The 13,028-nt window shown below is 66.7% G+C and carries 10 protein-coding genes; 9 read left to right on the top strand and 1 reads right to left on the bottom strand.

Features of this window, described 5'->3' with window-relative positions:
• Position 1 precedes the first annotated feature (1 nt).
• The 7 genes from ACFPN9_RS03535 to ACFPN9_RS03565 all read left to right on the top strand — a co-directional run bounded on the left by ACFPN9_RS03535 (position 2) and on the right by ACFPN9_RS03565 (position 9,136).
• Positions 2 to 1,591, top strand: coding sequence for an ABC transporter substrate-binding protein (locus tag ACFPN9_RS03535; protein WP_197426510.1), 1,590 nt, complete (start codon positions 2 to 4; stop codon positions 1,589 to 1,591).
• Between the two features lie 114 nt (positions 1,592 to 1,705).
• Positions 1,706 to 3,142: an amidohydrolase family protein gene (locus ACFPN9_RS03540; RefSeq protein WP_066716652.1), complete on the top strand. Its 1,437-nt coding sequence runs from the start codon at positions 1,706 to 1,708 to the stop codon at positions 3,140 to 3,142.
• A 107-nt stretch (positions 3,143 to 3,249) separates the two neighbouring features.
• Positions 3,250 to 3,744 (top strand): lysozyme family protein, encoded by a 495-nt coding sequence (locus tag ACFPN9_RS03545; RefSeq protein ID WP_066716650.1) that lies wholly within the window; start codon positions 3,250 to 3,252, stop codon positions 3,742 to 3,744.
• A gap of 96 nt (positions 3,745 to 3,840) precedes the next feature.
• Positions 3,841 to 5,022 carry an acyl-CoA dehydrogenase family protein gene (locus ACFPN9_RS03550; protein ID WP_066716648.1) on the top strand — a complete coding sequence of 394 codons (1,182 nt, stop codon included), beginning with the start codon at positions 3,841 to 3,843 and terminating at the stop codon, positions 5,020 to 5,022.
• Positions 5,019 to 5,624: a TetR/AcrR family transcriptional regulator gene (locus ACFPN9_RS03555; protein ID WP_377815367.1), complete on the top strand. Its 606-nt coding sequence runs from the start codon at positions 5,019 to 5,021 to the stop codon at positions 5,622 to 5,624. Before ACFPN9_RS03550 ends, ACFPN9_RS03555 begins: the two co-directional genes overlap by 4 nt.
• A 72-nt stretch (positions 5,625 to 5,696) precedes the next feature.
• Positions 5,697 to 8,015 carry a putative bifunctional diguanylate cyclase/phosphodiesterase gene (locus tag ACFPN9_RS03560; protein WP_066716642.1) on the top strand — a complete coding sequence of 773 codons (2,319 nt, stop codon included), beginning with the start codon at positions 5,697 to 5,699 and terminating at the stop codon, positions 8,013 to 8,015.
• Between the two features lie 74 nt (positions 8,016 to 8,089).
• Positions 8,090 to 9,136: a histone deacetylase family protein gene (locus ACFPN9_RS03565; RefSeq protein WP_066716641.1), complete on the top strand. Its 1,047-nt coding sequence runs from the start codon at positions 8,090 to 8,092 to the stop codon at positions 9,134 to 9,136.
• A gap of 128 nt (positions 9,137 to 9,264) precedes the next feature.
• On the opposite strand, the gene ACFPN9_RS03570 is transcribed toward ACFPN9_RS03565, so the two are convergent.
• Positions 9,265 to 10,818, bottom strand: coding sequence for an acetolactate synthase large subunit (locus tag ACFPN9_RS03570; RefSeq protein ID WP_066716639.1), 1,554 nt, complete (start codon positions 10,816 to 10,818; stop codon positions 9,265 to 9,267).
• 247 nt (positions 10,819 to 11,065) lie between these two features.
• Here ACFPN9_RS03570 and ACFPN9_RS03575 point away from each other — a divergent pair, with 247 nt between their 5' ends.
• Both ACFPN9_RS03575 and ACFPN9_RS03580 read left to right on the top strand, forming a co-directional pair.
• A complete protein-coding gene (locus ACFPN9_RS03575; protein ID WP_066716637.1) occupies positions 11,066 to 12,028 on the top strand; it encodes an ABC transporter substrate-binding protein in 963 nt (320 codons plus the stop codon).
• 214 nt (positions 12,029 to 12,242) lie between these two features.
• Entirely contained in the window at positions 12,243 to 13,016 is a 774-nt protein-coding gene (locus ACFPN9_RS03580) for an ABC transporter permease (protein WP_066716628.1), read from the top strand.
• Positions 13,017 to 13,028 lie beyond the last annotated feature (12 nt).

Consider the following 13,028-nt stretch of genomic DNA (forward strand, 5'->3'; position numbering starts at 1 on the left):
CGTGAAGCATCTGACATCCATCGCCGCAGGCGCCCTTCTGGGGTTGACGGCGCTCGCCGGGCCAGCATTGGCGCAAGGTTCGAGCAACAGCCTCACCATCGTCCGCGAGGTCGACAGCGACCGCTACGACCCCCACCGCTCGACGGCACGCGCGGCCTCCGAGGTCATCTTCATGATGGCCGATACGCTGGTCTCGCTCGACCACGACATGTCGACGATCAAGCCTGGCCTCGCCACCTCTTGGACGATGTCGCCCGACGGCAAGACCTACACCTTCAAGCTGCGCAACGACGTCTCCTTCTGCGACGGCAAGAAGATGACGGCGCAGGACGTCGTCTATTCGATGAAGCGCTGGATCGATCCGGCCACGCGTTCGCCGGTGCGCTGGCGCGCCGGCAAGGTCGACGACATCGTCGCGGTCGACGACACCACGGTCGAGTACAAGCTGACCGCGCCCTTCTCCGAGCTGCTCTATCAGCTCACCCAGAGCTTCGCCGTCATCGTCGACAAGGCCAATGTCGAGGCGCTCGGCGCCGATTTCGGCGTCAAGGGCTTCAACGGCACTGGCCCCTATTGCTGGGGTGACTGGAAGCCGCGCAACGAATTCCGCCTGAAGAAGCACGCCGCCTACAAGTGGGGCCCGCCGATCTACGAGAACAAGGGTGCCGCCCAGATCGAGGAGATCGTCTGGCGCATCGTTCCGGAGGAGAACACCCGCCTCGCCGCGGTGATGACCGGCCAGAGCCAGGTCACGCAATATGTGCCCTATTCCGGCCTGTCGCAGATCCGCGCCAACCGCAATCTTAAGCTGGTGGACTCCAAGGAAGCCTTCTGGACCTATTTCGTCGGCTTCAAGATCGACAAGGAGGGCGTCAATGACCCCGCGGTGCGCCGCGCCATGGTCATGGCCGTCGATCAGAAGGCGATCGCCGAGAACCTCTATTTCGGCGAGGTCGAGCCCGCCTACAGCTATATCTCGACTGAAGCTCTCGACTGGAACAAGGCCGTCACGCCGCTCAGGACCAATGTCGCCGAGGCGAACAAGATCCTTGACGCCGCCGGCTGGGTGAAGGGCGCTGACGGCTTCCGCGCCAAGGACGGCAAGAAGCTCGCTCCCGTCGTCTATGGCTTCACGGGCTCGACCTGGCAGAAGCTGATGGAGGCGATCCAGGGTGACCTGCGCAAGATCGGCGTCGATCTCAAGGTCCAGCTCTTCGACGCTACCATCGCCTGGGGCAAGATGGCCACGCAGGAGTTCGACATGTTCGGGATGAGCTTCCCCTATATCTCGGCCGGCGACGCGCTGAACCTCTACTTCCCCTCCGCCAATGCGCCTACGCCGAACCGGATGAATTGGAAGGACGCCGAGACCGATGCGCTGCTCTCCAAGGGCATGACGGCTCTGAACGATGCCGATCGCGCTGCCGCCTATGGCGAGGTTCTGAAGAAGGTGCATGAGGCCGCCGTCTGGCTGCCGCTCTATCACGAGCCGATGAAGATCGCGGCCTCGGCTCGCCTCGCCCCCTTCAAGGCCCACAACATCTATGGCTGCGGGCTCTACAAGGGACTGGACCTGAAGTTCGTCCGCTGACCTCTCGTCGTTCTCGGGCGAAGCGGAACGCGCACCCGGGAACCACTCTCGCCGAAGATGGTCGGCCTGTGGCCGACCATGACGCCTTCATTCCGCCCCACGCCGGAGCCTGCCATGCCGATCACACTCATCCGCAACGCCAGCTGGATCGTCGCCTATGACGCTGAGGCGAAGGGCCATGTCTATCTGCGTGACGGCGACGTCGCCTATGACGGCAACCGGATCGTCCATGTCGGCGGCAGCTATGCCGGCAAGGCCGACGTCACCATCGATGGTCGCGGCAAGATGGTCATGCCGGGCCTCGTCAACATCCATTCCCATCCCTCCTCGGAGGCGATGACCAAGGGCTGGAACGACGAACTCGGCTCACCGAAAATGTATGGCACGGCGCTCTACGAGTTCATGCCGCTGTTCCGTTGCGACGCCCAGGGCATCAAGTCCTGCGCACAGGTGACCTATTCCGAGTTGCTGATGTCGGGCGTGACCACGCTGGTCGACATGTCGGTCGCCTGGGACGGCTGGCTCGAGACCTTCAAGGCCTCCGGCCTGCGCGGCGTCTTCTCGCCGATGTACCGCTCGGCCCGCTGGTACACGGACAATGGCCATCTCGCGAAATACGAATGGGACGAGAAGGCTGGCGAGGCCGCCATGGCTGCCGCCATGAAGCTGCTCGACCAGGTCGCGGCCGACGACAGCGGGCGGCTCTCAGGCATGGTCTCGCCCTCGCAGATCGACACCTGCACGCCCGAGCTGATCCAGGCCAGCTATGCCGAGGCCGAGAAGCGCAAGGTTCCCTTCCAGATCCACGCCGCCCAGAGCGTGGTGGAGTTCCACGAGATCACCCGCCGCCATGGCATGACGCCGGTCGAATGGCTGGAGTCGCTCGACGTGCTCGGGCCGTTCTCGATCATCGGCCACGGCATCTTCCTCGACCACCACTCCTCGGCGAAATGGCCGGCGACGGACGATCTCGGCTGTCTCGTCGAAACCGGCACCAACGTCGCCCACTGCCCGGTCGTCTTCCAGCGCCGCGGCATCGCGATGCAGAGCTTCGGGCAATATGTCGCCGCCGGCGTCAATGTCGGCATCGGCACCGACACCTATCCGCACCACATGCTGGAGGAACTGCGCGCTGTCTGCATCGGCTCGCGTATGATGGCGGAGGACGTCTTCGACCTGCGCACCTCGGATGCCTTCAACGCCGCGACGCTCGGCAGCGCCAAGGCGCTCGGCCGGGACGATATCGGTCGCCTGGCCAAGGGCGCCAAGGCGGACATCGTGCTGGTCGACGTCACGCATCCGATGATGCGCCCGCTGCGCGATCCGATCCGCAGCCTGATCTATGCGGCGGGCGAGCGCGCGGTCACGACGGTCATTGTCGATGGCGTCACGGTCGTCGAGAACGGCAAGGTCCTGACCATGGATTACGCCGCCGCCGCCGCCGAACTCGAAGAGGCCCAGCGCCGCGCCGAGCCGAAGGTCAAGGAGCTCGACTGGGCGAAGCGCGACCATCTCGAGATCTCGCCGCTGACCTTCCCCTCGGGGAAGTGACCTGAGCCGCGGCCTGTTCCGCTCGGAACAGCGCCGACACGCGGCCGAGCCTATTCCTGATCTCCAGCTGCGGGCCATGGGGCCCGCATCCGGAGCGGGAGCGCGACATGGCCAAGGTCATCGAGACGGACGACGGCACGATGCTGACGGTGGATCTGGGCGTCGGCCCGGGTCGTGCCAACAACCGCGACGACGTCACCGTCGTGCAGTATCTGCTCAACCTCTATTTCCAGCATCCTAATCAGGCGCGCGTGCGCGAGCTGGCTGGCCCCTCGGCCAGCCGCAAGCTCGTGGTCGACGGCATCATCGGTCCGCGGACCAAAGCGGCGATCGCGACCTTTCAGGACGCCATCATCGCTATGGACAATGCGCAGATCGTCTCAGACGGCTGCGTCGACCGGATCCGCAACGAGACCATGGTGATCCGCGGGACCTCGGCGCTCTACACGATCTTCGAGCTGAACAGCTACGCCTGCGCGCTCTATCTCGACGACAACGACATCACCGATTTGCGCTTCCGCAGCGATTTCCCGCCGCGTCTGGTGCCCATCGTCAACCGTTATCTTCCGGCCTGGGCGCGCTGGAAATCCCGTGCCTCCTGAGTCACCCCGTCTTGAGGACTGCGTCATGCCACCGCTTGATCTCCGAGCGCCGCCAACCTACCGTCCGGTAGGTTGGCGCATCGGGAGGAAAGCGGCATGTCCGCAGTCGAGAAGATCGGGTCCGCAGGAACGGCGGCACGCTCGCCCTATTTCACCGAGGAACACGAGGCGCTGCGCGATCAGGTCCGCCGCTTCGTCGAGACCGAGATCAAGCCGCACGCCAAGGCCTGGGAGGAAGCGGGCTTCGTCCCGCGCGAGGTGCTCCGCAAGATGGGGTCGCTCGGCTTCTTCGGCATCCGCTATCCGGCCGAATATGGCGGCTCCGAAATGGACACGCTTGCGACCGTCGTCCTCGCCGAGGAACTCGGCCGCTCGACCTTTTCCGGCGTCGCGATCACGGCGCTGGTCCACACCGACATGGCCTCCGTCCACATCGCCAATGCCGGCAGCAAGGCCCAGCGCGACCGGCTGATGCCGGCCATCATCGCCGGAGAGAAGATCGTCGCCGTCGCCGTCACCGAGCCCGATGCCGGCTCGGACGTGAAGGGCATCCGCACCACGGCTCGCCGCGAAGGCGACAGCTATGTGCTCAATGGCGCCAAGGTCTACATCACCAACGGTGTCCACGCCGATCTCTATTGCGTCGCGGCCAAGACCGATCTCGCGGCCAAGCCCTCGCAGTCGGTCTCGATCTTCCTGGTCGAGAAGGGCACGCCCGGCTTCCGCGTCGCCCGTGAACTCGACAAGCATGGCTGGCGCTCCTCGGACACGGCCGAACTCGTCTTCGAGGACTGCCGCATCCCGGCCGAAAACCTGCTCGGGCAGGAGGGGCGCGGCTTCTACGCGATCATGAGCAATTTCCAGAACGAGCGCACCGTGATCGGCGCCATGGCGATGGGCGAGGCGCAGGCCGCGATCGACCTGACGCTGGACTATGTGAAGACCCGGAAAGCCTTCGGCGCCCCGCTCTGGGACAAGCAGGCCATCCGCCAGAAACTCGCCATGCTGGCCGCCAAGGTGGAGGCCGGCAGACAGCTCGTCTATCACGCGGCCTGGCTCGACGCGCAGGGCGTCGATGCGACCCGCGAGGTCTCGATGGTCAAGGCCTACTGCGGCGAGCTGGTAAATGAGGTCATGTATGCCTGCCTGCAGTTCCATGGCGGCATGGGCTATATGCGCGAGAGCGCGATCGAGCGCATGACGCGCGATGCCCGTGTTCAGGCCATCGGGGGTGGCGCCACCGAAGTGATGCTGGAAGAGGTCGCCAAGCGGCTGTGAGCGCAGCGACGGATACTCTCCCGCGCGAGGCGGCCGTCGGCGGCTCGCGCCGCCTGATCCTCGACACGGCGGCGCGGCTCCTGCGCGCCGGCGGCTACCACCAGACCACCCTGCGCGACATCGCGGAGGCGGTCGGCATCCGCAAGGCGAGCCTTTACCACCACTTCGCCTCCAAGGAGGAGATCGTCGAGGCGGTGGTCAATGACGGCGTCCGCTTCGTCCACGAGACCGTCGTCGCCGCGCTCGCCGCGACGGAAACCGCGCCGCCCCCGCAGCGGCTCGAGGCGGCGATCATTGCCCATCTGACCGCCCTCCATGGCCAGCGCGACTACACCACCGCGAGCTTCCGCGTCTTCACCTTCGGCGCGACACCGGTGCCCGAGAGCGTGCGGGCGGCGAGGCGGGCCTATGAGGATGTCTGGCGTGGGCTCATTACGGAGTTGCAGGCGGCTGGAGCCCTGCCCAGGGAACGCTCGCCCGATCTGATGCGCTACATGATCCTGGGGGCGATGAACGGCTCGATCGACTGGTTTCGTCCCGGGCGTTTCGCGATTGCAGAGGTCGCGCAGGAGTTTTCGGCCCTCATCCTTGCCCGTTGGTAGAAAAGACCGTCACCTCGGAAGCGACGGGTCGATTTAACTCGCTTTTGAGGTGTTATCGCGGACAAGCGCCGCATGGGTGGGGATAGACTGAAGTTCGGCGGCGAGTTTCGCGATGCCGCCATGGAGCACGCCTTCACGGCTGCCCGTCTGGATGAGACGCTCCGGCAATGCCGGCTGCTGTTCCTGCTCTCGGCGGTGCTCAACACGCTGTTTCTGGTGAGCGACTGGCGTTTCGTGGGGACGCCGCATTTTTTCGTGGCCGTGCCGGCTCGGCTCTGCGTCGTCGCCTTCTCGCTGATCTGCTTCCTGCTGGTCAGGCGTGCGACCGGCGTCGGCCGCGCCCTTGGAGCGACACTGCTCTGGCAAGCGACCACGGCCGTGGCAGTCGCCTTCCTCGTCAGCTCGCGCAGCGATCTGGCGCTGTTCGTCGTGCTGCTGCTGCCGTCGATCTTCTACCTCGTCGCACCGACGCCGTTCCGCTTCACCCTGCTCATGGGGATGGGCGCGAGCGTGCTGATGCTGGTGGGCTATCTCGGGCGCGGCCCCTATCCCTCGACGCTGCTCGGCCTCGTGCTGGTGCTCGTCATGCTGAACTTCGCGCTCAGCCTCGTCGTCATTCATGCCAACCGCCTGCGCCGGCTCGAATGGCTCGCGACCCGGTCCGAGCGCACGGCGCGCGAGGCGCTGGAGGCGAGCCAGGCCCTGCTGGAACGCGTCTTCATGGCCGTGCCGATTCCGCTCGTCGTCACCGCGGTCGACGATGGCCGCTATCTGCGCGCCAACGAGGCGGCGATCCGCTATCTCGGAACGCCGGGTGCCGTCGATCTCGCCGGCCGCACGATTGTGGACAGCATCAGTCTCGACGACCGGCGACGCGCCATCGCCGAGCTCCGGGCCAGCAGCCGGATCGAAGCGCTGGAGGTGCCCCTGCGCGACGGCCAAGGACGAATGCGCGAAGCCGTCATCACGGCGGCCTCGGTGCCGGTCGGCCAGGGCCAAGGCTTCGCCGCCGGCATCGTCGATGTCACCGAGCGCAACGCCGCCGCAGCCCACATGCGCTGGCAGGCGACGCATGATGCGCTGACGGGCCTGCCCAATCGGCTGATGTTCCAGGATGTGCTGACGGAGGCGCTCGCCCGGCGTGGCGAGGGATGTGTGGCCGTCTTCCTGATCGATCTCGACGACTTCAAGTCGATCAACGACACGCTCGGGCATGATGTCGGCGACAGGCTTCTGGTCAGTGTCGGAGAACTGTTGACCGCGGCTCTGGCGCCGGGGGACAGGGTGGCGCGGCTCGGCGGCGATGAATTCGTGGTCGTGGCGCCGCTCCCGCCGGGACCGGAGACGGCGGCGGCCAAGGCCCGCCATCTGCTCCAGGCTCTGCAGCGTTCTCTGCCGGATCTTGCGATCGCGGGTCCGATGCGCGCGAGCATCGGCTTCGCGCTGGCGCCCCAGCACCACGACGAGGCGGGCGAATTGCTCAAGGATGCCGATCTGGCCCTCTACCGCGCCAAGGCGCTCGGCCGGAACATGGCGGTGGCCTATGAGCCGGCGATGCGCGAGGCCATGAATGCGCGGGTGGAGATTTGCGGCGCAATCTCGGAGGCCGTGGCGCAGGGGCGGATCCTGCCCTTCTACCAGCCCCAGATCGATCTCGGCAGCGGCGCGGTGGACGGGCTGGAGGTGCTGGCGCGCTGGGACCATCCCGAGCGCGGCATCCTGCCGGCCGGGGCCTTCCTGCTGGCGCTGCAGGATCCAGAGACCGCGCGACAGATCGGCGAGGCGGTGCTCCGCCAAGTGCTGGCTGACTGCCGCGGTTGGCGCGACGCCGGTGTGACGGTCCCGCGGATCTGGCTCAATCTCGCACCGGGCGTATTCCGCGACCCGCTGTTTGCGGACGGGCTGCTCGAGCGGTTGCGTAGTGCGGGGCTCCCACCGACCCAGTTCGGGGTCGAGGTCACGGAGAACGTCCTGCTGACGCGGCAGGGCGATCAGGCCGGCCCCGCCCTGTACCGGCTGCGGGGCGCCGGCATCAGCGTGGCGCTGGACGATTTCGGCACCGGCTACGCCTCGCTCACCCATCTGCGACGCTTCCCGGTCGATGTCGTCAAGATCGACCGCTCCTTCGTCGCCCGCATCGGCGAGCAGGGCGAAGATGCGGCGATCGTCCGCGCCGTGGTCGCGCTCACGGCTGAACTCGGGCTGGATGTCGTTGCCGAGGGCATCGAGACGCTGCCGCAGCAGGAGTTCCTGCGCGCGCATCGCTGCTGCTTCGGCCAGGGATTTCTCTATGCGCCGGCCGTCGCGGCGCGGGATGTGTCGGCGCTGCTGGCGAAGCCGGATTTGCGGCCCGCTGCCGACGCAGGGCAGGGCGGCGTCGTTCCCGCCTGACGCCGCGGCGCAGGCTTTGCTAGCCTCGCGGCATTCGGGCCGCGACCGGCCCGTCCCCGGAGACCTGTCGACCCATGCGCGCCTTCTATCACCCCGACCAGTCGATGCACGATCCCAAGCAGTATCTGCGTTTCGGTGCGGTCGTCGCGCCGAAGGATCTGCCGGAGCGCACCGCGCGGTTGCTGGCGGCGCTGGCGCGGCACGGCATCGCGCCCGAGCGGCCGGTCGCCCATGGCAAGGACCCGGTGCTGGCGATCCACGATGCCGGCTTCGTCCAATTCCTCGAGACCGCCTGGAAGCGCTGGCAGGACCTGCCGGCCGAGCGCGGTCCCGAAGTCTGGCCCAGCACCTTCCCCTATTGGAGCGGGCGCCCGGAGGAAGACGTCCGACCGCCCTGCCGTCCCACCGGCTTCATCGGCCAGCTCGGCTGGTATCTCGGCGACATGTCGGTGCCGATCGGCGAGCACTGCTGGCACTCGACGCTGCTCTCGGCCGAGACGGCGGTCACGGCCGCCGATGCTGTCATCGCCGGCGAGCGCGCCGTCTATTCGCTCTGCCGCCCCTCGGGCCACCACGCCCGGGCCGACCGTGCCAGCGGCTTCTGCTATCTCAACAACACCGCCATCGCGGCCCAGCGCCTGCGCTCGAAGTTCGGCAAGGTCGCGATCCTCGACGCCGACGCCCACCACGGCGACGGGACGCAGCAGATCTTCTACCGCCGCGACGACGTCCTGACGATCTCGGTCCATGCCGATCCGTCGAACTACTACCCCTTCTACACGGGCTATGAGGACGAGCGCGGCAACGGGCCGGGCGAGGGCTTCAACCTCAACCTGCCGCTGCCGCATGGCGCCGGTGGCGCCGAGATGGCCGCGGCGGTCGACAGGGCGGGCGAGGCGATCAAGGCCTTCGGCGCGGATGTCGTCATCGTCGCGCTCGGCTACGACGCCCACAAGGATGATCCCATCGGCGTGCTGAAGCTCGACGCCGCTGATTTCGGCAACATCGCCACGAAGGTGAAGTCCTTCGGCCTGCCGACGCTGGTGGTCCAGGAGGGCGGCTACGCGATCGAGGCGATCGGCGAGTGCCTCGACGCGTTCCTCGGCGGGTTCAAGGCGTAGCCAGATGCGTCATGGTCGGGCTTGACCCGACCATCTCGTAACGAGGGGAGCCTGCTAGTTTAGTAGTGGGCTCACGCGGCAAGAGATTCTCGGGTCGCCCATTGGGCGCCCGAGAATGACGGTCTGCCTCAGATCACCGCCTCGATCAGGAACGGCCCCTTCCGGCCGAGCGCGCCCTTGAAGAGCTTGGTGAACTCCTCGGCGGTGGTCGCGCGCGCCGCTTCCACGCCCATGCCGCGCGCCATCGACACCCAGTCCAGCGCCGGTTCGTCGAGATTGAGCATCAGCGTCGCATTGCGGCCGAAATCATTGACGCCGACGGCGCGCATCTCGCCATGCAGGATCGCATAGGTCCGGTTGGCGAAGACGACCGTGACGATATCGAGGTTCTCGCGCGCCTGGGTCCACAGGCCCTGGACGGTGTACATGCCCGAGCCGTCGGCCTGCATGCCGATGACCTTGCGGTCGGGGCAGGCCACCGCCGCGCCGACGCACATCGGGATGCCTTCGCCGATCGCGCCGCCGGTGAGCTGGAGATAGTCGTGCTGCGGCGCGTTGTGGCACTGCTGGTAGAAGACGCGGCCGGACGAGACCGACTCGTCGCAGATGATCGCGTTCTCGGGAAGCAGCCGCGCCACGATGGTGCAGACCTTGTCGGCGTCGAGGGTACCCGTCGGCAGCGCCGTCTCGGTCTGCGCCTTGGCGATGAAAGCGGGCTCGACCTTGGCGGCGCCGGTCTCCTCCGCCAGCGCATCGAGCGCGCCGACGAGATCGTCGCCCATCTTGCCGAGCGTGGTCACGGTGCAGCCGTCATGGATGAGGCGGCCGGGCTTTCCGGGATAGGCGAAGAAACCGACCGGGATCTGCGCGCCGACCAGCACCAGCAGGTCGACGTCCTTCAGCTGCTCCAGAGCCATGTCGACGGGGTAGAACACCTTGGGGATCGCGACGCGCCCGGCGCCACGCTCGATGCGCCCGTTCGACATCTGCCCGTACATCTTGCAGCCGGTCGCCGCGCAGATGCGCGCCGCGGTCTCGAGCGCTCCGGCGCGCAGCGACGCGCCGGTCATCATCAGCGCGGCGCGCGAGCCATGTTTGCGCAGCGCGGCCGCGACCTCGCGGATGGTATCGCTGCCGACCGTCCGGAAGGCCGGCACCGGCGTCGCCTTGACCTCGGCCGGCTCGACCGAGCCCCAGGCGCAGTCGCCGGGCAGGATCACGGTCGCGACGCCCGGCAGCGACATCGCCGCCGCATAGGCTTCGCCGATCGCAGGCCCGACATCCTCCGGCGTCGCGATCCGGTGCACGTAGTGCGACATCGGTCGCGCCAGGCTCTCGATGTCGCTGGTCAGCGGTGCGTCGTTGACGAGGTGATAGGTGGCGTGATCGCCGACGACGTTGATCATCGGGGTCCAGGCCCGGCGGGCGTTGTGCATGTTGGCGAGCGCATTCGCCATGCCCGGCCCGCAATGCAGCAGCGTCGCCGCCGGTTTGTCCGCCATGCGCGCATAGCCGTCGGCGGCGCCCGTCACCACGCCCTCGAACAGGCCGAGCACGCAGCGCATTTCCGGCTTGCGGTCGAGCGCTGCCACGAAATGCATCTCGGAGGTGCCGGGATTGGCGAAGCAGACATCCACGCCATTGACGAGCAGCGTGTCGCAGAGGCGGTCGGCACCGTTCATTCGGAGTATCCCACGGAAAAGAAGAAGAGGGTCGTCGAAGGGACGCACAGGGGAGGGGATGTTCCCGATCCTGTCAAACGAGAGAATGTCATCGCTGTCCCCAGCCGCGGTGATCGACCGCTTGACGGATTTGCATATGCATTTAACCTCGTCTGGAACGAAGGTTGCATCCGGCGCCGCCATGCGCTGCGATGGGTTTCCGCCCTCGCGCATTGGGTCGGACATCACAACAGGGGAAGGTTCCGTCATGACAGGTTTGAAGCGTTGGGGAACGGTCGCGGGTCTCGGTCTCGCGGCGGCGCTGGCCACCGGCGGCGCGCAGGCGCAGACCAAGGTCAGCATCGGCATTTCGGGCTGGACCGGCTTCGCGCCGCTCGTCCTCGCCAAGGAGGCCGGGATCTTCGCCAAGAACGGCCTCGACGTCACGATCAAGAAGATCCCGCAGAAGGATCGCCACCTCGCCATCGCCTCCGGCGACATCCAGTGCGCGGCGACCACGGTCGAGACCTGGATCGTCTGGGACGGCGCGGGCGTGAAGACCAAGCAGATTTTCCAGCTCGACAAGAGCTACGGCGCCGACGGCATGGTGACGCGCTCCGGCATCGGTTCGATCAAGGATCTCAAGGGCAAGACCGTCGCGGCCTCGGCGCCGGGAACCTCGCCCTATTTCGCGCTGGCCTGGTTCCTCAAGGAGAACGGCATGTCCGTGAAGGACGTGACCGTGGTCAACATGGAGCCCGGCCCGGCCGCTCAGGCCTTCATCGCCGGCCAGAACGACGCGGCGATGACCTATGAGCCCTATCTCTCGGCCGTCCGCGAGAAGCCCGACGCAGGCAAGATCATCGCCACCACGCTCGACTACCCGATGGTGATGGACACCTTCGGCTGCACGCCGGCCTTCCTCGCCGCCAACGACGCCGCCGCGGCCGCGCTGACCAAGAGCTATTTCGAGGCTCTGGACATGATCAAGGCCGACCAGGCCAAGGCCTATGGCATCATGGGCGCCGATGTGAAGCAGACCGCCGAGCAGTTCGGCAAGTCGGCCGGCTTCCTGCGCTGGTCCGATGCCGAGGGCAACAAGAAGTTCTTCTCCGGCGACTGGCAGGCCTTCTCGGCCAAGGCAGCGGATCTTCTGCTTGAAATCGGCTTGATCAAGACCAAGCCGGACCTCGCCAGCCTCGTCGAGACGAAATACGTCGCCGGCAAGTGAGCTGACCTGGGTCCCAACCTAACGAAGCGCGGGGAACCCTCTCCCGTAGGGAGAGGGCAGGGTGAGGGGTCGGCCGATTGACGCTTCGGCCGTGAGCTCACCGCGGCCTCGCTTCGTATTCGGCGCTTCACTGGTCCAGGGGCCGACACCTCACCCCTACCCCTCTCCTTACAGGAGAGGGGATCCCGCGCATCCTCTTGTCAGCGACTGAGTCATGAAACCCCTTCAGCCGGTCTCTGCGCCCGCCCGCATCGGCTATGGCGTCGCCTTCTTCGTGCTCTTCGTGGCGCTGTGGTCGGTCGCGACCTTCGGCGGCTACGTCCAGAAGCTGTTCCTGGCCGACCCTTTCACCATGGTCCGGGAGGGGTACAATCTCCTCTTCCAGTATGGCTTCGCCTTCGACATCGGCATGACGATCTGGCGCGTCGTCGGCGGCTTCGTGCTGGCGGCTCTCGTCGCGCTGCCTCTCGGGATCGCGATGGGCGCCTACAAGCCGGTGGAAGCCTTCCTCGAACCGTTCGTCTCCTTCGCGCGCTATCTGCCGGCCTCGGCCTTCATTCCGCTGCTGATCCTCTGGGCCGGCATCGGCGAGGCGCAGAAGCTGCTCGTCATCTTCATCGGCTCGGTCTTTCAGCTCATCCTGATGATCGCGGTGGCGGTCGGCTCGATCCGGCGCGATCTCGTCGATGCTGCCTATACGCTCGGCGCCACCGACACCTCCGTGGTGCGGCGCGTGCTGCTTCCGAATGCGGCCCCCGAGATCGCCGAGATCTTCCGCCTCGTGCTCGGCTGGGCTTGGACCTATGTCATCGTCGCCGAGCTGATCGGCTCCTCCTCCGGCATCGGCCACATGATCACCGACAGCCAGGCGCTGCTGAACACCGGCCAGATCATCTTCGGAATCATCGTCATCGGCCTGATCGGGCTGGTGTCGGATTTCCTCTTCAAGGCGGTCAACCAGCGCCTGTTTCCGTGGGCGCAAAGGTAGTCGGTCGCGAAG

This window comes from Allobosea massiliensis (assembly GCF_042655245.1).
In the GTDB taxonomy this organism is placed as follows: Bacteria; Pseudomonadota; Alphaproteobacteria; order Rhizobiales; family Beijerinckiaceae; genus Allobosea; species Allobosea massiliensis.